Here is a 22,969-nt window from a genome sequence, read left to right on the forward strand (position 1 = left end):
TGCAAATACTTGCGCACAGGGTTGCCTGATCCTTGCTCAAACGGTTGGAGCGGATGCACGCGTCACTCCATAAAAATGACAATTAGGCGCGGGAAAAGCCTGTTTTTGCACTAGCCTTAAGGCGTGCAAAGGTAGCGCTGTCTGCGTCCTGAGGTGTTTCATGAGTCAACCTGTTACTGCCCTGGTCATCATGGGTGTTTCCGGCTGTGGCAAGTCCAGTGTCAGCGAGGCCCTGTGCCTGTTGAACGGCGCCACCGCCATTGAAGGCGACAGCTTTCACCCGGCCGCCAACATCGAAAAGATGAGTGCTGGCCATCCTCTCAACGACGACGACCGTGCCGGCTGGCTCGATATCCTCTGCGATGAGCTGCGTCGTGCGCTCAAGGCCGGCGAGCATCCCGTGCTGACCTGTTCGGCGCTGAAGAAAAAATACCGCGATCACCTGCGCGAAGCCGCGCCGGGCCTGGGGTTTGTCTTCCTGGAACTGACCCGTGAGGTGGCCGCCGACCGCGTGTCCCATCGCCCTGGCCATTTCATGCCGGCCAGCCTGATCGACAGCCAGTTCGCCACCCTCGAATCGCCCATCGGCGAACCGCTGACCCTGGCCCTCAATGCCAGTGAAGACAGCATCGAGGCCTTGGCCGAGCAGACCCATGCCTGGTGGCTGACCCATGGCTTTGAACCTTCCCGATGATTTTTTGCCCGAAAGATAGCGCTATCCGGCGGCACAAAATTCAACACCCGCTTTAATAACAACAACAAACAGGAGAGACCCCCATGTTTGGAATGTCCCACGAGTCCTACCTGCTGCTCGATGCAGTAGTCACCATTATCGGGCTGATCGTGTTGATCACCCGGTTCAAGGTTCACCCCTTTATTGCGCTGATCATCGCCGCAGGCTTTCTCGGCCTGACCTCGGGCATGCCCGTGGAGAAGATCATCAAGGCGTTCCAGGACGGCTTCGGCGGGGTGCTCGGTTTTGTCGGGATTATCCTGGCGCTGGGTACGATGCTCGGCAAGATGATGGCCGAATCCGGCGGTGCCGATCAGATCGCACAAACCCTGATCCGTGCCTTTGGCAAGGACAAGGTGCAGTGGGCGATGATGTTCGCTGCCTTCCTGGTGGGCATTCCGCTGTTCTTCGAGATTGGCTTTGTGCTGCTGATCCCGCTGGTGTTTATCGTCGCGCGCCGCACTGGCGTGTCGCTGATCAAGATCGGCATCCCGCTGCTCGCCGGCCTGTCGGCGGTCCACGGCCTGGTGCCGCCGCACCCGGGGCCGTTGCTGGCCATTGGTGTGTTTGGCGCAGACATTGGCAAGACCATTCTCTACGGTCTGATCGTCGCCTTGCCGACCGCCATCATTGCCGGGCCGATCTTCGGTACGTTCATTGCCAAGCATATCCCGGGCAATCCGTCCCAGGAGTTGGTGGACCAACTGGCCCGCGAGACCGACTCGAAAAACCTGCCGAGCTTCAGCATCACCCTGATTACCGTGCTGCTGCCGGTGTTCCTGATGTTGCTCAAAACCTTTGCTGACATCGCCTTTGCCGAAGGCAATGCGGTGCGCAACTGGATGGACATGATCGGCCACCCGATCAGTGCCTTGCTCCTGGCCTTGCTGTTGTCGCTGTACACCTTTGGCCATCGCCAGGGCATCCACTCCAAGCAGATCCTCAAGCTGCTCGACGCCAGCCTGGCACCCACTGCCGCGATCATCCTGATCATCGGCGCCGGCGGTGGTTTCAAGCAGATGCTGGTGACCAGCGGCGTGGGTGACGTGATCGGCCATATGGCGGTGACGGCGCAGATCAACCCGCTCCTGCTGGCCTGGTTGGTGGCGGCGGTGATTCGGATTGCCACGGGTTCGGCGACTGTGGCCACCATTACGGGCGCGGGCATTGTGGTGCCGGTGGTGGGGATGGTGCCGGGGGTCAACCTGGAGTTGCTGGTGCTGGCGACGGGGGCGGGGTCGTTGATTCTGTCCCACGTTAACGACGCAGGGTTCTGGCTGGTGAAGCAGTACTTCAACATGACCGTGGCCGAGACGTTCAAGACCTGGACGGCGATGGAGACCATCCTGTCCATCGTGGCACTGGGCTTCATCATGTTGCTGTCGTTGGTGGTGTAACCCCATCAAGAAGTGGGAGCGGGCTTGCCCGCTCCCACAGTTGTTATCAGGCTTTGGTGACCAGGCCATCAGCCCGGAACATGCCCCGAATCCCGCGCACCGCCTGGCGAATCCGGTCCTGGTTCTCGATCAGGGCAAAGCGCACATGGTCATCGCCATACTCGCCAAAGCCGATCCCCGGCGACACACACACCTTGGCTTCCAGCAGCAATTTCTTGGCAAACTCCAGCGAGCCCATGGCGGCATACGCCTCGGGGATCTTCGCCCAGACATACATCGATGCCTTCGGGTTCTCCACCATCCAGCCCAGTTCATGCAGGCCCTTGACCAGCACGTTACGGCGCTGGCGGTATTGCTCGGCGATGTCCTTCACACATTGCTGGTCGCCTTCCAGCGCGGCAATGGCCGCCACTTGCAGCGGGGTGAAGGTACCGTAGTCGTGGTAGCTCTTGATGCGTGCCAGGGCGTTGACCAGTTCCGGGTTACCGACCATGAAGCCAATACGCCAGCCGGCCATGTTGTAGCTCTTGGACAGGGTGAAGAACTCCACCGCAATGTCCTTGGCGCCCGGTACTTGCATGATCGACGGGGCTTTCCAGCCGTCGTAGACGATATCGGCGTAGGCCAGGTCGTGGATCACCAGTACGTCGTACTGCTTGGCCAGGGCAATCACCCGTTCGAAGAAATCCAGCTCCACGCACTGTGCGGTGGGGTTGGACGGAAAGCCGAGGATCATCATCTTCGGCTTGGGGATCGAGCCGCGAATCGCCCGCTCCAACTCGGCGAAGAAGTCCACGCCGGGAATCAGCGGCACCGAGCGCACCTGGGCGCCGGCAATCACGGCACCGTAGATGTGAATCGGGTAGCTGGGGTTGGGCACCAGCACGGTGTCGCCCTGGTCCAGGGTGGCCAGCATCAGGTGTGCCAGGCCTTCCTTGGAACCGATGGTCACGATGGCTTCGGTTTCCGGGTCGATATCCACCTCATAGCGGTCCTTGTACCAGCGCGAAATAGCGCGGCGCAGACGTGGGATGCCTTTGGAGGTGGAGTAGCCGTGGGTGTCTTCGCGCTGTGCGACGGTCACCAGTTTCTCCACGATATGCGGTGGAGTCGGGCCGTCAGGGTTACCCATGCTCAAGTCGATGATGTCTTCGCCGCGCCGACGCGCAGCCATCTTCAGCTCGGCAGTGATATTGAACACGTAAGGGGGGAGTCGATCTATGCGCGCAAAGCGGCGCGGCGAACCTTGGTCTGCCATTGTTGCCTCGGAGTACGTAAGCGCCCGGAACCGTCCGAGCGACGTCGGCCACTGCGGTGGCCTGCGGGGCGGACAATACGGCGGGTGAAGGGCAATTGTCCAGATACTGTCGGAAAATTTTCTGTCTGGAGTATGACGCGCGTATGCCCCTATACTCGGTATGGTTTTGGTCACTCACCCATGGAGATTGTGCAGATGAACCAACAGGCAACGCTACCCTTGGAGCCCCGCATGGAAGAGGGCAAGGCCATGGTGATCGCAGGGGTCGGCGGTCATTACGGCAAGGCGACGCTGGGGGATATCCCGAAGCTGTGGGAGTTGTTCGACACCTGCATCAAGGACATCAAAAAGCGCATTGGCGGCGTGACCTACGGCGTTTGCTACAACGCCACGCAGGAAGAGTTTGATTACATCGCCGGGGTTGAAGTGCCGGCCAAGAGCGATGTGCCGGGCAACTTTGAATGCATTGAAGTGCCGGCCAGTCGTTATGCGGTGTTTGCGCACTACGGGCCGGTGTATGCGCTGACCCAGACCTATGAGCGGATCATGTACGAGTGGCTGCCGACTTCGGGGTACAAGGTCGCAGGGCCGGACATCGAGCGATACAGCGCTGACTTTGATGTGGATAAGGGCACCGGCACCGTGGAAGTCTGGCTGCCTATAGAAAAGTCTGCATAACCTGTAGGAGCCGGCTTGCCGGCGATGGTGATCTGAAGGACGCCATCGCCGGCAAGGGCATCAATATAACGTGGCCTTGACCCGCTCCGGCATTTCCCGGTCATACGCCTCGGCATCAAATTGCCCATCATTCAACCGCTTGTGAATGGCCCCCGCGGACGGCAGCGCCGAGCGCTCCAGATGCTTGTCGGGGTTCCAGCAATCGGAGCGCACAAAGGCTTTCGAGCAGTGGAAATACGCGGCTTCTACCTGCACCAGAATCACCGACCGCGCCGGTTTGCCATGCACCGCAAAGCTCTCCAGCAATTCAGGATCGATGGAAATCTGCGCCCGCCCGTTGACCCGTAGCGTTTCTCCGATTCCCGGAATGATGAACAGCAGCGCAATCCGTGGATCCAGCACCAGGTTACGCAAGGTATCGAGCCGGTTATTGCCCGGCCGGTCCGGGATCGCCAAGGTACGCTCATCAATGATCCGCACAAACCCCGGCACATCGCCGCGAGGCGAGCCGTCGAGGCCATCGGCGCCTGAGGAGCTGACAATTACCAGCGGTGAGGCTTTCACCATTGCCTGGTAATCCTCATTGAGAAACGCGATTTCCTTGTGCACGGCGCGTTCGTGGGGTTTGCCGTAGAGGGTGTCGAGTTGTTCGAGAGTGGTCAGCATGGGAGGCTCCTTGTCCATCAAAGGCTGGCAGTTATCCGCCAAAGCTACGTTGGTAATCCTGCGCCGATTTTCGGATGGCTTGAGCAACGTTGGGCGCTTGTCGACAATAGTCGTCCTCACGCTTGAGCACACTCTCCAGCGTCTGGAGCAGGGCCTGGATGCGTTCCTCGGGCTTTTCTATCTCGCAGGTCCTGGCAAACTCAAGAATGCCCAGGCGTGACGCAAAAAATGAGCGGTTGCCAGCCAAGTCCAGGGCCAAGGCATCTTCGGGAATATAGGCGGTGGTATTGGCAATGTCATAAGCCGGCGCAAGGCGAGCGTCGTGCCTGATGGGATCGCTGTAGAGCAAGCCAAAGTTTTTCAGATGGGCATCACCGTTGCCAACGATACAGCTCAATGCAACGCTATCGAACAATTGCTCCAGGGAGCTGCGTTGATGTTCGATTGCACAATAAAGGCGCACGGCCTTGGCAATCATGGCGTAGCTCTTGCTGTATTTCTGCTCGGCGGACAGGCCCATGAGTGTGGCCATGTCTTCAAAGCCCAGCGGGTTGAGATACTCGTCTCGGTCGAAACGCCGCATGATGAAAAGCTTGTGGTTCTGTGACAAGTAGAACGGTGGAACCGGTATGCCTGCGTCCTTGGCGACTGACATGCACAGGTACTCGTTGATGGCCAATCCCGGAAACTCGTCGCGTCCGCTCTTGATAATCAGATCATTGGTTTTCGAGGTGAATTTGTGTTCCGCAGCTTCCGGCACCAGCACCTTGGGCTGTACTCCGGAAATTCCCGCGCGAAGAATGTAACGGTCGACCAAGCAGGTGAACAAATCCTCAGTGCCATCCCACGCGAGGATTTCATCCAGGTTCTCGCCACGGGAGGGAGGGCTGTTGTGCTTAATCAACTGGTTTACTTGAGGCGATGAGACAAAGACCCGGCCGATAGGTGCGCTGCTGCCTGACAGTGCCAACAACAGCATCGGGTCGACTTTGACGGTCTTTGCCAGCCTGTTTTTAAGCTGTTCCAGCACATAGCCTTCCGGCAGGTTCATCTGGAAGATCGGGTGTAAATCACGGCGACGATAATCCTCTGCACGAACGGGCATCAGCAGGCTGATCGCGCTGTGCTCCGGCGCATCATCGCCATAGCGAAAATGGTAGTCGTCAGCACCCACGAATACGCTGCCGCTGGCACCTTGCGGTGTATGGACTTGCAGTCGGTGATTACTCATTGAACAAGTCCTCCACGTCATCCAGCGTCGGCATGGAAACAGGGACCAGTTTCACTTCAGTGCCCAGTGCTGCAAAAACCCGTGCATAGGCATTCATTGAGACTGACAGGCTGCCTTGCTCGATTTCGATCAGTTTCTGTCGGGTAGTGCCTGCCAGTTGCGCCAGCTCTGCCTGCGTGTGGCCACGATTGAGGCGCATCGAGCGGATTTGGAGGCCGATTCTTTGACCAAGAAGTGATGAGTCCATGTCGTGATACCGTTACATTAAACTTGACTAGTTATGTATACGTTACATTTAAAAGCTGTCAATGCCGACATTAGCCGAGTGCTAACGCCAATCGTCGTTCATAGGCCGTGGTGCTTTTATACGCTTCTCCGCGATCAACCCAACCCGCATGCAGGTATAACCCCATCGCCGTGACATTTGCGCTGTCCACCGACAGCTCCAACGCCTTGATCTGCGGCCACACCAGGCGTGCCGCAATGGGCAGCGCCTGCAGGCAGGCCTTGCCCAGCCCCAGGCCCTGATGGCGGTGATCGACTTGCAGCGCATGCAGCGTGGCACTGTGTTCATCGGCCCAGTGGGGCAGGCAAGGCGGGCGCTTGAGCAGCAGGAAGGCCACGGGAATCTCGTCAGCCAGCAGGGCAAAGCCCTTGATGCCGGGGCTGGGATTGACCAGCAGACTGTTCAGCGCGCAATAGATATCGCCGCACCAGGGCAGTTGCTCGGGATGGACTTCGAGGGCGCTGAGTTGCTGTTGTTGCGCAGCAGTCAACGTCTCATAGGGCACGAGGCGGGTTTCCATCGAACAGATATCCAAAGTCTTACAGGGAAGTCGCAAATTCTAGCGGTTTTGCCCCAGTCGCAAATTTTTTTCCTAGGCTTGTCGATTGACGGGATGCCCAACCGACTAAAGGCGTATTCCGTGATTTTCCCCTGAAAGGAGCATTGGCATGAATACCCAAGTGAACAGCGAAATCAGCACCTTGATTGAACAGTGGAAACAAGCCGTGACCACCAAGGATGTCGACAAAATTGTCAGTTTTTATGCGCAGGACATTGTTGCCTTTGACGCGGTGACAGCCCTGCAATTCAAGGGCCGCAAGGCCTACAAGGCGCACTGGCAGGCCTGCATGGAGATGTGCCCCGGTGGAGGTATTTTCGAGTTTCACCAAATGAATATCGTCGCGGCTGCCGACAGTGCCTTCGCCCACTGGCTGGCCCGCTGTGGCGGCACTGGGCCCGATGGTGTGGAGAAGGTCTGCTGGATGCGGGTCACTGCCGGTTATCAACGGATCAACGGTCAATGGCAAGTGGTGCATGAGCATTGGTCGGCCCCCTTCGACATGCAAAGCGGGACGGCCTTGTTCGACCTGCAACCCTGATCGTCGGGAAAACCTGCAAAGCGCCAATCTGCAGCCATAGTTGATAGTCCGAAAACGGAGAATCCCATGAAATACCTATGCCTGGTCTACAGCGACGAACGTCTGTTGCACAGCCAGCCTGACAGCCCCAAGGACACTGAATGCCATACCTACGCCGAAGCGGTGCAGGCCAGTGGCCGGATGCTCGCCGCCCAGGCGCTGGAGCCGGTGAGGAGCGCCACCACGGTGCGGGTGCGCAACGGCAAGCTGTCGATTACCGACGGGCCGTTTGCCGAAACCAAGGAGCAGCTTGCCGGTTTCTACCTGATCGACGCCAAGGACTTGAATGAGGCGCTGCAAGTGGCCGGTGGCATTCCGGCGGCACGGGTCGGCAGTGTGGAAGTACGCCCCGTGCGTGAATTGAATCTCTGAACCCAACAATCATAAGACTCAAGGAGGTTGATCCATGAACACTCAACCCGCGCAATTCGAACTGTCCATCAGCCGCGTAATCGACGCGCCACCCAGCCGGGTATTCCGTGCCTGGACCGAACCTGCGCTGTTGCAACAATGGTGGGGCCCACACGGCATGACCACGCCTGTGTGCGAAATGAACCTGTGGGTCGGTGGTCTGTTTCGCACCCTGATGCGTGCGCCGGACGGCAGCGAGTACCCGACCCAGGGCGTCTTCCTGGAGATCGACGCACCGCGTCGCCTGGTGTTTACCGATGCGTTCCTGCCTGGCTGGATTCCCTCGGGCAAGCCGTTCATGAGCGCCGAGGTGACCTTCGAGGACGTTGGCGGCAAGACCCGCTACACCGCCCGCGCCATGCACTGGAGCGAAGCCGACAAGCAGGCCCACGAAGCCATGGGTTTTCATCAGGGCTGGGGCGAAAGCCTGGACCGGCTGGTGACCCTGGTGACTCAGGGCATGCCCGATTGACCGTCAAGGCCCAGGTCGAGGCGGTCTACCGCAGCGAGTCGCGGCGCATCCTGGCGACCCTGATTCGCCTGCTGGGGGACTTCGACCTCGCCGAAGAAGCCCTGCATGAGGCGTTCTTCGTCGCGGTCGAGCGCTGGCAGCAGGACGGTGTGCCGGATAATCCCCGGGCATGGCTGGTGTCGACTGGGCGCTTCAAGGCCATCGACCGTTTGCGCCGCCAGGCCCGGTTCACCCCGTTGTTGCAGGAGCAGGCCGAGGCGCTGGAAGCGGTTGAGTGGAGTGACGAAGACGTGGAAGACGACCGCCTGCGCCTGATTTTCACCTGCTGCCACCCGGCCCTGGCGGCGGATGCGCAGGTACCGCTGACCTTGCGTGAGATCTGTGACCTGACCACCGAGGAAATCGCCCGGGCGTTTCTTGCCACACCGGCCACCATTGCCCAGCGCATCGTGCGGGCCAAGGGCAAGATCCGCGAAGCGAAGATCCCCTATCAGGTGCCATCGCTGGCGGAATTGCCCGAACGTCTGGACAGCGTTTTACGTGTGATTTACCTGGTGTTCAACGAAGGATATTCAGCGTCCATGGGCGCCGATCTGACCCGTGAAGAATTGACCCGCGAAGCCATCCGCCTGGGCCGCCTGTTGCTGGAATTGCTGCCGGAGCCGGAGGTCATGGGCCTGCTGGCGTTGATGCTGCTCCATGAATCACGACGCCCGGCTCGCACCTCGCCAGCCGGTGAATTGGTGCTGTTGGCTGAGCAGGACCGTGCATTGTGGGGCGCGGCCTTGATAGCCGAAGGCTGTGCCCTGGTGGAACAGGCCCTGGCCACGCGGCGTTTTGGCCCGTATTGCCTGCAAGCGGCGATTGCCGCGGTACATGCCGAAGCGACGACTGCTGCCGATACCGACTGGGTGCAGATTGTCGGGCTTTACGATGTGTTGCAAAGACTTGTGCCTTCGCCTGTGATCGAACTCAATCGTGCGGTCGCCCTGGCCATGCGTGATGGACCGTTGGCTGGGTTGCAGCAAGTGGAGGGGATTCTGGCACGGGGCGAGTTGCTGGATTACCACCTGGCGCATTCGGCGCGCGGGGAGTTTTGTCGGCAACTGGGTCGTATGAAAGAGGCACGCCAAGCCTATGAAAAAGCCCTGGGCCTGACCCAGCAGGCCCCGGAAAAACGCTTTATCGAACGTCGCCTGGCAGAACTTTCAGGATAAAAACCGGAGCGTGCTCGCGTCTGGCGTCAACGATAAGCCGTGTTTGCAGGGTAAACGCGGCGTGCTCAAGTTTTTCGCGAGCAAGCTCGCTCCTACATGAATGCCAGCCTGGGTTGTCGTTATTCGAGCATCCTTTCCAGCAGCCAGCTCCCCGCTGGCCCCGGCGGATGTTGCCTCGACCACAATGCATCCACCGCCACCGAGCGCGGCCAGCCGCGAGCCTTGAGCTCCACCAACTGACCATTGGCAAAACGCTCCACCAGCCAGCGCGGCAACGGCGCCCAACCAAAACCGAGGATGGCCATTTCCATCAACATCAAAAAGCTGGGAGCGGACCAGACCCGGCCCGTCAGCCGGTTTTCATTGGGGTTGATGATGCTTGCCAGGCGCAGTTCCCGGTGTTGTTGCAGGGTTTGCCGGTCGATGCCATCGAGGTTGGCCAGTGCATGCAGCGGCGAAACAAACAGTGCCAGTTGCGCGCGCTCTTCGACGGTGGCGTGGGTCAGGTCCGGCGGGTAAACCTCCTGCGCCTCGATAAACGCGAGCTGCGCCCGCCCGCTTTGTACCAGGGCCATGAGGTCTTCACACTCGGCAATCAACCATTCCAGCTCCAGGTCCGGATAACGTTGCTCAAGGGCGCTGAGCACCGTTTCAAAGCGTCCTGACTGATAAGTGTCGGACATGGCGATACTGAGCTTGGGCTCCAGCCCCTGGGACAACTGGCTGGCGGCAAGCTCCAGGCGGCTGCTGGCTTCCAGCACCTGCTCGGCCCGTTGCAGCAATACATGCCCGGCCGGCGTCAGGCTCGGCTTGCGGCTGCTGCGGTCGAACAGCACCACGTCCAGGTCAATCTCAAGGCTGGCCACCGCCGCGCTGATGGTGGATTGGCTCTTGCCCAGCTTGCGTGCCGCCGCCGAAAACGAGCCTTGGGTCGCCGCCTGGACAAACGCTTGCAACACTTCATGAGATGCCATCATCTATCGCCTTGATCGATGGTTATTGATTATGAAGTATCGGGTCGGTGAGGGATTATGGCAACCCTCGACACCCACAGAGCACGAGTCATGACCATCACCAAATCCATCACTGAACGCGTTTTCCAGGCCATCGGTTTTGAGGGCCTGGCCTTGTTGATCTGTACCCCGTTGCTGGTCTGGATCACTGGCCGGCCAGCCCTGGAAATGGGCGCGGTAACCCTGGCCATCAGCCTGCTGGCGCTGACCTGGAACATCATCTTCAACAGCCTGTTTGACCGCCTCAAGGCGCGCCTGCAACTGGCCAATAGCGGCAAGACCCGCGTGCTACACGCCTTGCTGTTTGAGGGCGGGCTGATTCTGTTTGCCGTGCCGCTGATTGCCGCGTGGCTGAATATCAGCCTGATGCAGGCGTTTATCCTTGATATCGGTGTGCTGCTGTTTTTCCTGCCGTACACCTACGTGTACCACTGGGGCTACGACGTGCTGCGGGACAAATTCCTGTGTAGGAGTGAGCTGGCTCGCGAAGGACGTTAACGATGACGTGGGCCGTCTGAATGAACGCGGTGTCCTTGGGTTTTTCGCGAGCAAGCTCGCTCCTACAAGGGGGCTGACGTTAGACGAACATCCCGCCTGATGCCTCGATACGTTGCCCGTTGATCCATTTGCTGCCGTCGGCCAGCAGTGTGGAGATCGCCCCGCCAATGTCGTCCGGCAAGCCGACCCGACCCAGGGCTGTGTTGCCGGCGACAAAGGCATTGATGTCGGCGTTGTCGCGCACGGCACCGCCGCCGAAGTCAGTCTCGATGGCGCCAGGGGCCAGGGTGTTGACGCTGATCCCACGGGCGCCCAATTCCTTGGCCTGGTAGCGGGTCAGCACTTCCACCGCGCCTTTCATTGAGGCGTAGGCGGCATAACCTGGCAGGCTGAAACGCGCCAGGCCGCTGGAGATATTGATGATGCGCCCGCCATCGACGATCAGTGGCAGCAGCTTCTGGGTCAGGAAGAACGGGCCCTTGAGGTGGATCGCGACCATTTGGTCGAACTGTTCTTCGCTGGTTTCGACAAAGCTTGCATGGGTGCCGACACCGGCATTGTTGATCAGGAAGTCGAACTGCTCCTGTGCGAAAACGTCCTTCAGCGTGCGGCCGACTTCGCCGATGAAACCGTCGAAGGTCGCGCTTTTGCTCACATCCAGTTGCAGCATGGCGGCGCGGCCACCCAGTTGTTCAATCTGTGCGACCACTGCCAGGGCTTCGTCAGCCTTGCTGTAGTAGGTGCCGATGATGTCGATGCCTTGCGCGGCCAGGTACAGGGCGGTGCTTTTGCCCAGGCCGCGGCTGGCGCCAGTGATCAGTGCGATTTTACGGGTCATGGTCAAGTCCTCGGAGCAAGTGAGTGAACGTGGGGCTGAGTGTATTTGTGCGGCCATTACGTGATAAACAGGGTTGATCCGGAATCACTGGTCGGATCAGTCGAACAATCACGGACCCCCACCATGAACAAGCTGGACCTGTTGCGCACCTTTGTCCGCGTTACCGAACTGTCGAGTTTCACCCAGGCCGGCGATAGCCTGGGGCTGCCGCGCTCCACAGTGTCCGAGCAGGTGCGCGCCCTGGAAGACCTGCTGGGCACGCGCTTGTTGCAGCGCACCACGCGCAAGGTCCAGGCCACCCAGGATGGGCGGGTGCTGTATGAACGCAGCAAGGATCTGCTGGCCAATATGGAAGAGTTGGAAGGGTTATTTCGCCAGGATGAGGCGCAATTGAATGGGCGGATTCGTATCGACATGCCCAATGCCATGGCACGCAAAGTGATCGTGCCGCGCCTGCCGGAGTTCATGGATCGGCACCCGTTGATCGAGCTGGAAATCAGCGGCTCCGACCGTCAGGTCGACCTGCTGGCCGAAGGCTTCGATTGTGTCTTGCGCGTGGGTGCGCAGCCGGACCAGTCGGTGGTGGCGCGGCTGTTGTGCAGCATGCCGATGATCAACTGCGTCAGCCCCGGTTACCTGCAACGCTACGGCGAGCCCAAGACCCTGGCCGACCTGGCCGCGCATCAGTTGGTGCACTACGTGCGCCCGCTGGGCGCGCGTTCGTCGGGCTTTGAGTATGAACAGGGCAACAAGGTGCAGCGCATTGCCATGGCCGGGCGGGTCACGGTCAACAGCACGGACGCATACCAGTCGGCGTGCCTCGCCGGTTTCGGGATCATTCAGGTGCCGGGGCTGGGCATGCGCGAATTGCTCGACAGGGGCGAGTTGGTGGCCGTGCTCCCCGACTATCCCGCGCCCGCGCTGGACGTGTCGATGCTGTATGCCGGCCAGCGTCACCTGCCGCTACGGGTACGGGTGCTGATGGACTGGTTGGCGGCCACCCTGAAGTCTCAGCTTTAACGACGTGTCGATAGCTGTTGCGGGGCGAGGAAGGCGTCGTGGAAGTAGTCGCGAAACGCCTGCATCGCCGGGGTGAAGGCGCGCTCGCGGTGCCAGGCCAGGCCGACACTCATGGGCGCGACTTTGTCAGTCACGCTCAGGGTCTCGATGCGCTTGCCTTCCAGGGACCAGGGGCGGTGCACCAGATCAGACAGGATCGCTACGCCGCTGCCATTGGCCACCATGCTGCGCACCGCCTCCACCGAACTGGTGCGCAGCCGCACCTTGGGCATCTGCCCGGCCTGTTCCCAGTAGCGCATGGCACTTTGCTCGGCCTCATCCACGGTCAACAGGATATACGGCTCGCGAGCCACATCGGCCAGGCTTACCGCACGCCGCTCACACAGCGGGTGGTGGCTGGGCAGCCACAGGCGCCGTTCGGAATTGAACAGGATCTGCGAAACGATATCCGGGTGGGTGAGGTTGGCGGTAAGCACCACCGCCATATCGAACTGGCCATCCAACAGCCCTTGTTCGATGGCCTGGCGCTCCTGCTCGAAGACCTCGATGTTCACATCCGGGTGCCAGTGCTCCATGCGTTGCAGGTGGTGCGGCAGGAAGTAACCGAGCACCGTGTAACTGGCCGCGACCCGCAGCACGCCGCTGGCACGGTAGTCCGGCAGCGGACTGTTCAATGCATCGTCGACACTGCGCACGATCACATAGGCGCGGTTGAGAAAGTGTCGACCGGCATCGGTCAGGCTCATGCCCTGGGCCGAGCGCACAAACAGCTGGGCACCGAGCATGGCTTCCAGCTCCTTGATCGCGGTGGTCACCGCCGACTGGGAGATGTTCAGGTGAATCGCCGCCTGGGAAATCTGGCCGATTTCGGCGGTGGCGACAAAGTAGCGAACCTGGCGCAGGGTCAGCGACATGCAGTTTTCTCGTAGGGGTATCTGATTTTCAGAAGAAAGACTATCTGATAATAGATCTTCCCAAGGGGTCAAGGGCCAGCCTATTTTCGCTGGCACGAACTCTTGCGGAGCAGGCCCCGATGCAGACAGTGGATTTCAATTCGGACATGGGTGAAAGCTTCGGCCCCTGGACCATCGGCGACGGTGTGGATAACGAGCTGATGGCGTTTATCAGCTCGGCCAACGTGGCCACCGGTTTCCATGCCGGCGACCCCGGCACCATGCGCCGCACCATCGAGCGCGCCAAGCAGTTGGGCGTGGCTATCGGCGCTCACCCGGGCTTTCGCGACCTGGTGGGTTTCGGCCGTCGCCACATCAACGCCCCGGCCCAGGAACTGGTGGATGACATGCTCTACCAACTCGGCGCCTTGCGCGAATTGGCGCGGGTGCAGGGCGTGACCTTGCAGCACATCAAGCCCCACGGCGCGCTGTACATGCACCTGGCGCGGGATGAAGAAGCCGCGCGCCTGCTGGTGGAAAACCTGCAGCGCCTGGAACCTGAACTGTTGTTGTACTGCATGCCCAACTCGGTGATCTGGCGTATCGCCCAGGAACTGGGGCAACCGGTGGTACGCGAGTTTTACGCCGACCGTGAGTACGATCTGTCCGGCTCCATCGTGTTTACCCGTCATGTACGGGCCCTGGACCCGGCGACGGTGGCGGCGCGTGTCTTGCGGGCCTGCCAGACCGGCCTGGTGCGCACCGTCGAAGGCGAAGACCTGTTTATCGAATTCGATTCCATCTGCCTGCACAGCGACACACCGGGCGCCCTCGACCTGGTGGAGGCCACTCGCAACGCGTTGGACCAGGCGGGGATCGCTGTGCGCAAACCCCGTTAAACGACACCGGTGCCCAGACACCGGACCTGCATGATTTTTGCCTGCCTTTCTACAATGATTCCAAGAGGAACAGACATGGCTGAAACATCCCCGATTCGCTACAGCTTTGGCGCCGATGAACATTTGTTCGCCGAAGTCAGTGAAAGCATGTCCCTGGAGGCGTTCTTCAAGGGCATGGCCGTCACCCGTGCGGTGCAACGCCTGGAGCTGCCCGGCGTGCTGGATATCTGCCTGGCCAACGCCTCGTTCCAGATCCGCTTCGACCCGGACCTGATTGCCCCGCATGTGCTGCTCGACGCGGTACAAAGCGCCGAGGTCCAGGCGGTGGCCGAACGTACCTTGCACACCCGGATCATTGAGATCCCGGTGTTGTATAACGATCCCTGGACCCATGAAACCCTGATGCGTTTTCGCGACCGTCACCAGGACCCGACCGGCACTGACCTGGAGTACGCCGCGCGGGTCAACGGCCTGGCGGATGTCGAGGCGTTTATCGCCGCCCACAGTGGCGCGCCGTGGTTTGTGTCGATGGTCGGCTTTGTCGCTGGCCTGCCGTTCATGTTCCAGATGGTCGAGCGTGAGCGACAGCTGCAGGTGCCCAAATACCTGCGCCCGCGCACCGACACGCCGAAGCTGACCCTCGGCCATGGCGGCTGTTTCGGCTGCATTTATTCGGTACGCGGCGCCGGGGGGTACCAGATGTTTGGCGTGACCCCGGCGCCGATCTACGATCCGCAGCAGCAGTTGGCTTACCTCAAGGAGCACATGGTGTTCTTCCGCCCCGGCGATATCGTGCAGTTCAAACCCATTGACCGTGATGCCTACGACCTGGCGGTGGCCGAGGTCGAGGCCGGGCGTTTCGATTTGCGCATTCGCCCGGTGGAATTTTCCCTGGACGCCTTTTTTGCCGACCCGGTCGGTTACCCGAAAACCCTGCAGGAGGCGCTCGTATGATCAAGGTGCTCAAGCCTGGCCTGGCGACCTCTGTGCAGGACCTGGGGCGCGAAGGGTATTACCACTTGGGAATCCCGCCGTCCGGCGCCCTGGACCAGTACGCCCTGAGTGCGGCCAACCACCTGGTGGGCAACCCGGCGGGTGCGGCGGGGTTGGAATGCACGCTGATCGGCCCGCAGCTGGAATTTCAACAGGATGCGTTGGTGGCGCTGAGCGGTGCGCTGATGTCACCGCGCCTGGACGGCGAGGTGGTGCACCAGGACACGGCGTTCCAGGTGCGCGCTGGGCAGGTGCTGCGTTTTGAGTTTCCCGTGGCCGGTGCACGGACTTACCTGGCGGTGGCCGGTGGGATCGACGTGCCGCTGGTGCTGGGCAGTCGCTCCACTTATACCCTGGGTGCGCTGGGCGGTTTTCACGGGCGGCGCTTGCAGGAAGGCGATGTGTTGCCCATCGGTGAGACTCGCGGCGAGGGCCGTGCCGGTAATAGTTTGCCGATGGCCCTGCGCCGTTCGGTGGGCGGTGATGTGACGCTGCGGGTGGTGCCGGGGCTGTATTACGAGCGGCTGACGGCCGCTGCCAAAAGCAGTTTTTTCGCCGAGCCCTGGACGGTCGGTTCCGAAGCCGACCGGATCGGCTACCGCTTCAAGGGCGGCAGTGCCTTGAGCTTCCAGCCCCGGGAGCAACCGTTTGGCGCGGGCTCCGATCCGTCGAACATCGTCGACAGTTGCTACCCCATCGGCTCGATCCAGGTGCCGGCTGGCCTGGAACCGATTGTGCTGCACCGCGATGCCGTATCGGGCGGTGGCTACGCGATGATCGGCACGGTGATCAGCGCCGACCTGGACCTGATCGGGCAGATGCAGCCCAACCAGCGCGCGGGGTTTGTCGCGGTGACATTGGAAGAAGCGCTGGAGGCGCGGCGGGTGTACAAGAAGCGGCTCAAGGCGATGGCCGGGTTGTTTGCCAGTTAAGCCATCGCACCATCCAAATGTGGGAGCGGGCTTGCTCGCGATAGCAGTGTTTCAGTTATAGATAAGTCGACTGATCCACCGCTTTCGCCAGCAAGCCCGCTCCCACATTTTTGTTTTGCGGTGCTTTAGAAGAGTTGAGTGAACAGCCAGTACAAGCTACCTGACAACACAATCGCCGCCGGTAACGTCAGCACCCAGGCCATCAGCAAGTTGCGGATGGTCTTCATCTGCAAGCCACCCCCATTGGCAACCATGGTCCCGGCCACGCCTGACGACAGCACGTGGGTGGTGGATACCGGCAACCCGAACATATCGGCGGCGCCAATGGTCAGCATGGCCACGGTTTCGGCCGAGGCGCCCTGGGCGTAGGTCAGGTGGGTCTTGCCGATTTTCTCGCCGACGGTCACCACAATGCGCTTCCAACCGACCATGGTGCCCAGGCCCAGGGCGATGGCCACGGCGATCTTCACCCACAGCGGGATAAAGCGCGTCGCATTGTCGATCTGTTGCTTGAACAGTTGCAGCTTGCCCAGGGTGTCGGCGTCGAAGTTGCCGACCTTGCCCTTGTCCATCAGGCGAATGGTTTCGCTGGTCAGGTACATGTCATTACGCACGTTGCCCATGGCCTCGGCGGGCACCTTGGCCAGTGAACCGTAGCCCTTCACTTGTTCACCGATGTGCCCGGTCAGGGCGGCGAGGGCGGGGATCAACTCCGGGGTGGTTTCTTTGGTGCGCACATACGTCGACAACACGGGGCGCGGGTCGGCAGGGGCTGGCTGCGGTGCGCTTTTCACCAGGGCTTGCTGGGTGACTTCGGCCACCGCGGCGAACTGCAATGACTGGTCGGCCGGCATGGTGCGGTTCAAGGCATAGGCCATCGGCAAGGTACCGACCAGGATCAGCATGATCAGGCCCATGCCCTTCTGGCCGTCATTGGAACCGTGGGCAAACGACACACCAGTGCAGGTCACGATCAACATGCCGCGAATCCACCAGGGCGGCGGCGTGTTGCCTACGGGCGCCTTGTACAGCGAACGGTTTTTCACAAAGGCCCGCAGCGCCAGCAACAACAGGGCCGCAAAGCCGAAGCCGATCAGTGGCGACAGCAGCAGCGCATAGCCGATCTTGATCGCCTGGGCCCAGTCCACGCCGCTGGTGCCGTCACGGCCATGCATCAGGGCATTGGCCACGCCAACCCCGATGATCGAGCCGATCAGCGTATGGGAAGACGACGCCGGCAACCCCAGCCACCACGTGCCCAGGTTCCACAGAATCGCCGCAATCAGCAGGGCGAAGATCATTGCAAAACCGGCGGATGAGCCGACCTGCAGGATCAACTCCACCGGCAGCAAGGCGATGATGGCAAAGGCCACCGCGCCACTGGACAGCAGCACCCCGAGGAAGTTGAAGAACCCCGACCAGACCACGGCGAAATGCGGCGGTAGCGAGTTGGTGTAGATCACCGTCGCCACGGCGTTGGCGGTGTCGTGGAAGCCGTTGACGAACTCGAAACCCAAGGCAATCAGCAGCGCCACGCCCAGCAGCAGGAACGGTGTCCAGGTGGTGACCACCGTGCCCAGTTCATGCATGTCGTGCATCAGGCTGTAGGCGGTGAACAACAGGCCCATGGCGAGCACGGCGAAGAACACGATCACCGTGAGCAGGCCGGGTTTTTTGTCCAATTGCGGTTTTGCGTCAGTGGCGTCAGCCTGGGGAGAGGCAGTCAGGGAAGGGGTGGCCATGCCGGAGCATCCAGTGTGAGGAGGATGTTTCCCATGATCGTTGCAGAATGTTACAGAGATGCTGCGTCAAATCAGTGTTTGGCGTATTCGGCTCGCCGCCGGTCCAAAAAACACCGCCAATCATTGTAGGAGCTGGCAAGCCAGCTCCCACAGGTTGATTGCATTGCAATGTCAGTAATCCCGGCGCTTGCGAAACGCCCATCTGCCGGCAATCACAGTAAACGTCGCCACCAACGCCACCAGGATCCAGAACCCCTCGGGATCCTGGGAGAGTGGCACCCCCCCGACGTTCATGCCAAAAAAACCGGCGATGATATTGATCGGCAGTGCCAGCACCGTCACCACCGTCAGGGTAAACAGCGTGCGGTTGCTTTGTTCGTTGAGGTTGGCGGCGATTTCTTCCTGCAACAACTTGATCCGTTCGCCCAGGGCCGTGAGGTCGTTGATGATCAGCGCAAACTCCTCGGTGGACTTGCGCAACTCTTTCACGTCTTCCTTTTGCAGCCACTGCGGCGGGCGGTTGAGCAGGCGCAGCAGCGAGCCCGGCTCCAGTGCCAGCAGGCGTTGCAGGCGCACCAGCACCCGGCGCATAGCACCCAGTTCGGCGCGGTTGGTGGACAGGCGCGAGGACAGCAACTGGTCTTCGATCTGGTCCACGCTCTGGCTGGTCTTGCGCACGATCTGCGTCAGCACCTCGCCTTGATCGCGCAACAGATGCACGAGCAACTCCAGAGGCGAACGAAAGTGTTCGCCGGCTTTCACCGAAGAACGCAGCTTGTCCACCGAGTGCAGCGGTTGCAGGCGCGCGCTGACCAACAGGCGGCTACGGGCACAGACCCATAAGGTGGAAATATCCGACGAGACCATGCTGCTGAAGTTGAACACCACGTCGTTGACCACCGCCAGCAAGGCCGAGTCCACATGTTCGATGCGGGTCGAGCGCGAGCCTTCGTGCAGCGCCTCGAAGAATTCTTCCGGCAGTTCCAGGTGGGCCTGCATCCAGCGTTGGCAGGCCGCGTGGGCCAGGTTCAGATGCAGCCACAGGAATTCATCGGGGGCGCCAGGATCTTGCAAAGCCTTGAGCACGGTCGCCGAGTCGATTTGTTCGGCTTTTTCACCGGGTTTGAAGCGGAAACCATAAAGCAGGCCAAACAGGTCGGAGTCCTGGTGGCCGTGGTCGATGCTGTGGTTCATGGTGGCTCGCAGAGGAAAGCGCCTGTAGGACGTTTCACAGGTTCGCATCGCGCAATCATTGCAAGGCGGTTTGACAGTTTTGTGACGGTTTGGCAACGGGCACAAAAAAGCCGCGCGGCCCGAAGGCGGCGCGGCTTTGTTCATCGAACGACTCAAGTGTCTTGCTTGTTTTCCAGCACTGCGCCGGTCTTGGCGTCGAGCTTCACGTCCCACTTCTTGCCGGTAGTGTCGGTCAGGTCAACTTCGTAGACCAGGCGGCCGGCTTCGTTATCCAGTTCGGTGTCATTGATGGCAGCGCCGGCGTGCAGGGCTACGGCGGCAGCGTTGAGCTGTTCGAAAGGCTTCACCGCGCCCGATTGCAGCAGGCTTGGAATCTGGTCCGGGCGAACATCAGCCTGGGCCAAACCAGCAGTCAGGGTCAGGGCAGCAGCAGCGAACAGAGCGGTCAGGTTTTTCATGGTGGAGTCCTTTGGGGTGAGCTGTTTAAGTGGGATCAGGTTAACCCGTGCAACTTAATTCACCCTTAATTGTGTAGGACGTTTGCGTTGTTTGTTCAATCGGCCCGCGTCGGGAAATTTCATGCTGGTGTCTCAACTTCAGGAGGCACACATGAAACAGATAATGGCTTGGCTGTATGCACCCGTGTTCTGGGCGGGATTTATTGGCGTGGGGCTTTGGCTGGTCGCGAAGGGAGAGCCTCACTGGTTGCTGGCGGTGTTTGCCGTGGCCATCGGCGTGTCGTTTATTGCAGAGCTGTGGCTGCCTTACGAGCCGCAATGGAATCGCCCCTTGGGGGACCGACGCCGGGATATCTTTCATGCGTTGGTCAACGAAAGCCTGAATACCCTGGGCTTGTTGGTGCTGCCGCTGCTGACGGCGTGGCTGGCGATTGATGGAGCCTGGCCACGCACCTGGCCGCTGTGGGCGCAGTTGCTGTTGGCGATCGTGATTGCCGATGCGGGCATCACGCTGATGCATTACGCCAGTCATCGCATCGCCGCTCTCTGGCGTTTGCATGCCGTGCATCACAGCGTGCAGCGGCTCTATGGTTTCAATGGCTTGATGAAGCACCCGTTGCACCAGATGCTGGAAGCAACGGCGGGCCTGCTGCCGCTGATCCTGCTGGGGATTCCCGTGGACGTGGCGATGTTGTTGGCATTGGCCATTGCGATCCAACTGTTGTTGCAACATTCCAATGTCGCTATGCGCCTGGGGCCGTTGCGCTGGGTATTTGCCTGGGCGCCGGTGCACCGCTTTCACCATATGAAATACGGCCGGGCGGGAGATGTGAATTTCGGTTTGTTTTTCAACCTGTGGGATTGGCTGTTGGGGACTGCGTTTTACACCGAGGACTATCGAATGGGTGAGGGCGACCTGGGCATCGGCAGCCGTCCGGATTTCCCGGTGGATTATCTTGGGCAACTGCGTGACCCCTTTACGGCCATCCAGTTGAGTAAAGAGCCGCCTGTCCCAAGCACTCTCCAAATGTAGGCATGAGCTGTCTGGTTTGATGCGGTGCTCTCGAGTTCTTCGCGAGCAAGCTCGCTCCTACAGGGGGAGCAGGTGTACCTGGAGATGGCGCAACGAGGCCCCGGCGGTCACGCCAAACAGTTGCTTCATGGTGCGGGAAAAGTGCGCCGAGTCGGCAAAACCCGCGCCATGGGCGGCTTCGGTCAACGTGTGGCCGTTCAGGGCCAGGTCCAGGGCCATGCGCAAGCGTCGCCACATCACTAGGCGCCTCACCGGCACGCCGAGCTGGTTGACGAACAGACGCTCCAACTGGCTCAAGGACAGATGCGCCGCCTGTGCCAGTGACTGCGCCGAGACCTTGCCGCTCAATTGTTGATCGAGGGTGAGCAGGGCGCGTTGCACCCGCGCATCGTCAGCGCGGCGACGTGGCAGTCGCCGCAGAGTCTGTTCGAAGCTTTCAAGGCCGAAGTCGGCTGCGTCCAGGGCGTGTTGCAATACCTGGGCGTCAAACGCGCCGGGTTCCACATATGCCATCAACACGTTGCCCTGGGTCTGGACGATGGCATGGCTTTGACGGGAGGGGATGAACAGGCGACAAGCCGTGTGCAGATGCCCATCAAGGCTGACCGTGACGGGGCTATCCGAGGACAGGATAAATTGATGGGCGTAATGGGCATGGGGCGCAGTGCGCCCCGTCTCACCGAGGATCAGGCCGTAATCACGGCCCAGCCACAGTTGGCCCGACCACTCGTCTGTCACTCAGTAACCGTTGTCCTGCAGCAGATCCTGCACGCTGGAAGACGGCCAGCGCTTGTAGAACTTCAGCAGTTCGGCGGCACGGTTGGTGAAGATGCCATCGACGCCAGCGTCCATGACCTTCTTGAAGTCCACCGGTTCATCGACGGTATAGACGTGTACCAGCAGGCCTTTGTCGTGGGTCAACTGGTTCATCTCGGGTTTCACCAGGTCCGAATAGCTCTGGTCACCCAGGTCGGTCAATTGGGCCGATGGACCAGTACCGATGGCGCCGAGGCTCTTGGCTTCATCGACCCACTTCTCGAATTCGGCAGCGTCCTTGGGTTCCTGCTTGGCATAGTAGGCCGCCTTGGTCGGTTCGCCGGATTCGGCGAAGGTCACCTTGGACTTGGGCTCGATGCTGCCTTCACCCACCCACAGCAACAGGATTTTCGGGGTGTTGGGCATTTCCTTTTGTAGCTCTTTGAGGCTGGCAACCTCGAAGGTTTGCAGGATGACGCGGCCTTTGCCCTGGCCTACACCGGTGTTGCTCTTGCCCAGTTTGGAGCCGGCAGCACTCAGCCAGCCCTTGTCCTGCAGCTTGTCTTTGAGGTCGGCTTCGATGCCGGGAAACTGCTTGGGCTCTTTGGTCTCGATGTACAGGCCGGGTTTGTGCTGGGGGTTGCCTTCGGCGATCTTGATGATGTCGTCCAGGCTGAGGATTTTCAAACCGACAAAGCCCGGGCGCGCACGGTCTGGGTAGGCGGCGTTGAACCAACTGCCGGCATCGAGGGTTTGCAGCTCCTTCCAGGTGAATTCGTTGGCCGGGCTGTCCTTGCGCTCCGGGAACTTGGTGGCGACATCGGTGGTGCGTTGCAGGTTGTTGTCATGCAGGGCGAACAGCACGCCATCCTTGCTGCGTTGCAGATCCAGTTCCAGGTAGTCGGCGCCCAGGTCGCGGGCGACCTTGTAGGCTGCGGCGGTGGATTCCGGGGCATCGAAGGACGCACCCCGGTGGGCGATCACGGCGGGGTGGGGAATGCCGTCTTTCGTCGCCAGTTCAACCGGGCTGACAGGGTTTGCAGCCTGTGCGTGGCCAAGGCCCATCATCAGGGCGAGCAGCAGGGCACTCTTGGTAAACGTAGCAGGCATGTGCGAGGTCCTTTCGTGGAGGTAACTTCAAGAAGGCTCCCTTTTTAACAATTGCATGCAAATCGCGCTATCACCAAACCGACATTAACGTGCGCATGCGCT

General features: G+C 60.5%; 26 protein-coding genes. 13 read left to right on the top strand and 13 right to left on the bottom strand.

Annotated elements, in window-relative coordinates; translation table 11 throughout:
• The first annotated feature begins 160 nt into the window (after positions 1-160).
• Together FJD34_RS06395 and FJD34_RS06400 are read left to right on the top strand one after the other, a co-directional pair.
• Positions 161-694 (top strand): gluconokinase, encoded by a 534-nt coding sequence (locus FJD34_RS06395; protein WP_032862578.1) that lies wholly within the window; start codon positions 161-163, stop codon positions 692-694.
• An 83-nt stretch (positions 695-777) separates the two neighbouring features.
• On the top strand, positions 778-2,130 hold the full coding sequence (locus tag FJD34_RS06400; RefSeq protein ID WP_065944032.1) for a GntP family permease: 1,353 nt from the start codon (positions 778-780) through the stop codon (positions 2,128-2,130).
• Between the two features lie 46 nt (positions 2,131-2,176).
• Here FJD34_RS06400 and alaC read toward each other — a convergent pair whose 3' ends face one another.
• Positions 2,177-3,388, bottom strand: a complete 1,212-nt coding sequence (gene alaC / locus FJD34_RS06405) for an alanine transaminase (protein ID WP_032862580.1) — start codon at positions 3,386-3,388, stop codon at positions 2,177-2,179.
• Positions 3,389-3,583: 195 nt separating this feature from the next.
• On the opposite strand from alaC, the gene FJD34_RS06410 reads away from it, so the two are divergent.
• A complete protein-coding gene (locus tag FJD34_RS06410) occupies positions 3,584-4,066 on the top strand; it encodes a GyrI-like domain-containing protein (RefSeq protein WP_090291791.1) in 483 nt (160 codons plus the stop codon).
• A gap of 60 nt (positions 4,067-4,126) precedes the next feature.
• Here the strand turns inward: FJD34_RS06410 and FJD34_RS06415 are convergent, their stop codons facing one another.
• The 4 genes from FJD34_RS06415 to FJD34_RS06430 form a co-directional block, all read right to left on the bottom strand.
• Entirely contained in the window at positions 4,127-4,732 is a 606-nt protein-coding gene (locus tag FJD34_RS06415; RefSeq protein WP_032862582.1) for a pyridoxamine 5'-phosphate oxidase family protein, read from the bottom strand.
• Positions 4,733-4,763: 31 nt separating this feature from the next.
• Positions 4,764-5,963, bottom strand: coding sequence for a type II toxin-antitoxin system HipA family toxin (locus FJD34_RS06420; protein WP_090291789.1), 1,200 nt, complete (start codon positions 5,961-5,963; stop codon positions 4,764-4,766).
• Positions 5,956-6,210 carry a helix-turn-helix domain-containing protein gene (locus FJD34_RS06425; RefSeq protein ID WP_032862584.1) on the bottom strand — a complete coding sequence of 85 codons (255 nt, stop codon included), beginning with the start codon at positions 6,208-6,210 and terminating at the stop codon, positions 5,956-5,958. Before FJD34_RS06425 ends, FJD34_RS06420 begins: the two co-directional genes overlap by 8 nt.
• Before the next feature lie 70 nt (positions 6,211-6,280).
• Positions 6,281-6,769 carry a GNAT family N-acetyltransferase gene (locus FJD34_RS06430; protein ID WP_032862585.1) on the bottom strand — a complete coding sequence of 163 codons (489 nt, stop codon included), beginning with the start codon at positions 6,767-6,769 and terminating at the stop codon, positions 6,281-6,283.
• A 148-nt stretch (positions 6,770-6,917) separates the two neighbouring features.
• Here FJD34_RS06430 and FJD34_RS06435 point away from each other — a divergent pair, with 148 nt between their 5' ends.
• From FJD34_RS06435 to FJD34_RS06450, 4 genes are all read left to right on the top strand, one after another.
• Complete coding sequence (locus FJD34_RS06435; RefSeq protein ID WP_032862586.1) at positions 6,918-7,349, top strand: YybH family protein; 432 nt, start codon at positions 6,918-6,920, stop codon at positions 7,347-7,349.
• Positions 7,350-7,415: 66 nt separating this feature from the next.
• Positions 7,416-7,760, top strand: coding sequence for a YciI family protein (locus tag FJD34_RS06440; RefSeq protein WP_032862587.1), 345 nt, complete (start codon positions 7,416-7,418; stop codon positions 7,758-7,760).
• A gap of 34 nt (positions 7,761-7,794) precedes the next feature.
• Positions 7,795-8,271 carry an SRPBCC family protein gene (locus FJD34_RS06445; RefSeq protein WP_032862588.1) on the top strand — a complete coding sequence of 159 codons (477 nt, stop codon included), beginning with the start codon at positions 7,795-7,797 and terminating at the stop codon, positions 8,269-8,271.
• Complete coding sequence (locus FJD34_RS06450) at positions 8,268-9,488, top strand: RNA polymerase sigma factor (RefSeq protein WP_032862589.1); 1,221 nt, start codon at positions 8,268-8,270, stop codon at positions 9,486-9,488. Before FJD34_RS06445 ends, FJD34_RS06450 begins: the two co-directional genes overlap by 4 nt.
• 119 nt (positions 9,489-9,607) lie before the next feature.
• On the opposite strand, the gene FJD34_RS06455 is transcribed toward FJD34_RS06450, so the two are convergent.
• Positions 9,608-10,462, bottom strand: a complete 855-nt coding sequence (locus FJD34_RS06455) for a LysR family transcriptional regulator (protein ID WP_032862590.1) — start codon at positions 10,460-10,462, stop codon at positions 9,608-9,610.
• A 90-nt stretch (positions 10,463-10,552) separates the two neighbouring features.
• On the opposite strand from FJD34_RS06455, the gene FJD34_RS06460 reads away from it, so the two are divergent.
• Positions 10,553-10,999, top strand: coding sequence for a multidrug/biocide efflux PACE transporter (locus FJD34_RS06460; RefSeq protein ID WP_032862591.1), 447 nt, complete (start codon positions 10,553-10,555; stop codon positions 10,997-10,999).
• A gap of 79 nt (positions 11,000-11,078) precedes the next feature.
• Here FJD34_RS06460 and FJD34_RS06465 read toward each other — a convergent pair whose 3' ends face one another.
• Positions 11,079-11,837 (bottom strand): SDR family NAD(P)-dependent oxidoreductase, encoded by a 759-nt coding sequence (locus FJD34_RS06465; RefSeq protein ID WP_032862592.1) that lies wholly within the window; start codon positions 11,835-11,837, stop codon positions 11,079-11,081.
• Positions 11,838-11,960: 123 nt separating this feature from the next.
• On the opposite strand from FJD34_RS06465, the gene FJD34_RS06470 reads away from it, so the two are divergent.
• A complete protein-coding gene (locus tag FJD34_RS06470) occupies positions 11,961-12,857 on the top strand; it encodes a LysR family transcriptional regulator (protein WP_032862593.1) in 897 nt (298 codons plus the stop codon).
• Here the strand turns inward: FJD34_RS06470 and FJD34_RS06475 are convergent.
• Entirely contained in the window at positions 12,854-13,771 is a 918-nt protein-coding gene (locus tag FJD34_RS06475) for a LysR family transcriptional regulator (protein WP_032862594.1), read from the bottom strand. The two genes, FJD34_RS06470 and FJD34_RS06475, sit on opposite strands and share 4 nt — an antisense overlap.
• A gap of 119 nt (positions 13,772-13,890) precedes the next feature.
• Between FJD34_RS06475 and FJD34_RS06480 the strand changes: the two genes are divergently transcribed.
• The 3 genes from FJD34_RS06480 to FJD34_RS06490 all read left to right on the top strand — a co-directional run bounded on the left by FJD34_RS06480 (position 13,891) and on the right by FJD34_RS06490 (position 16,574).
• Positions 13,891-14,649, top strand: coding sequence for a 5-oxoprolinase subunit PxpA (locus FJD34_RS06480; RefSeq protein ID WP_032862595.1), 759 nt, complete (start codon positions 13,891-13,893; stop codon positions 14,647-14,649).
• A 75-nt stretch (positions 14,650-14,724) separates the two neighbouring features.
• Complete coding sequence (locus FJD34_RS06485) at positions 14,725-15,603, top strand: 5-oxoprolinase subunit B family protein (protein WP_032862596.1); 879 nt, start codon at positions 14,725-14,727, stop codon at positions 15,601-15,603.
• Positions 15,600-16,574: a 5-oxoprolinase subunit C family protein gene (locus tag FJD34_RS06490; protein ID WP_032862597.1), complete on the top strand. Its 975-nt coding sequence runs from the start codon at positions 15,600-15,602 to the stop codon at positions 16,572-16,574. Before FJD34_RS06485 ends, FJD34_RS06490 begins: the two co-directional genes overlap by 4 nt.
• 125 nt (positions 16,575-16,699) lie before the next feature.
• Here FJD34_RS06490 and FJD34_RS06495 read toward each other — a convergent pair whose 3' ends face one another.
• The 3 genes from FJD34_RS06495 to FJD34_RS06505 form a co-directional block, all read right to left on the bottom strand.
• Positions 16,700-18,316 (bottom strand): inorganic phosphate transporter, encoded by a 1,617-nt coding sequence (locus tag FJD34_RS06495; protein ID WP_032862598.1) that lies wholly within the window; start codon positions 18,314-18,316, stop codon positions 16,700-16,702.
• A gap of 171 nt (positions 18,317-18,487) precedes the next feature.
• On the bottom strand, positions 18,488-19,510 hold the full coding sequence (locus tag FJD34_RS06500) for a transporter (protein WP_065944035.1): 1,023 nt from the start codon (positions 19,508-19,510) through the stop codon (positions 18,488-18,490).
• A gap of 152 nt (positions 19,511-19,662) precedes the next feature.
• Positions 19,663-19,968, bottom strand: coding sequence for a PepSY domain-containing protein (locus FJD34_RS06505; protein ID WP_032862600.1), 306 nt, complete (start codon positions 19,966-19,968; stop codon positions 19,663-19,665).
• Between the two features lie 151 nt (positions 19,969-20,119).
• Here FJD34_RS06505 and FJD34_RS06510 point away from each other — a divergent pair, with 151 nt between their 5' ends.
• Positions 20,120-21,001, top strand: a complete 882-nt coding sequence (locus tag FJD34_RS06510) for a sterol desaturase family protein (protein ID WP_065944036.1) — start codon at positions 20,120-20,122, stop codon at positions 20,999-21,001.
• Between the two features lie 57 nt (positions 21,002-21,058).
• Here FJD34_RS06510 and FJD34_RS06515 read toward each other — a convergent pair whose 3' ends face one another.
• Positions 21,059-21,739 (bottom strand): helix-turn-helix transcriptional regulator, encoded by a 681-nt coding sequence (locus tag FJD34_RS06515; RefSeq protein WP_065944037.1) that lies wholly within the window; start codon positions 21,737-21,739, stop codon positions 21,059-21,061.
• On the bottom strand, positions 21,740-22,867 hold the full coding sequence (locus FJD34_RS06520) for a glycerophosphodiester phosphodiesterase (RefSeq protein ID WP_032862603.1): 1,128 nt from the start codon (positions 22,865-22,867) through the stop codon (positions 21,740-21,742).
• Positions 22,868-22,969 lie beyond the last annotated feature (102 nt).

Source organism: Pseudomonas brenneri, from assembly GCF_007858285.1.
Classification (GTDB): domain Bacteria; phylum Pseudomonadota; class Gammaproteobacteria; order Pseudomonadales; family Pseudomonadaceae; genus Aquipseudomonas; species Aquipseudomonas brenneri.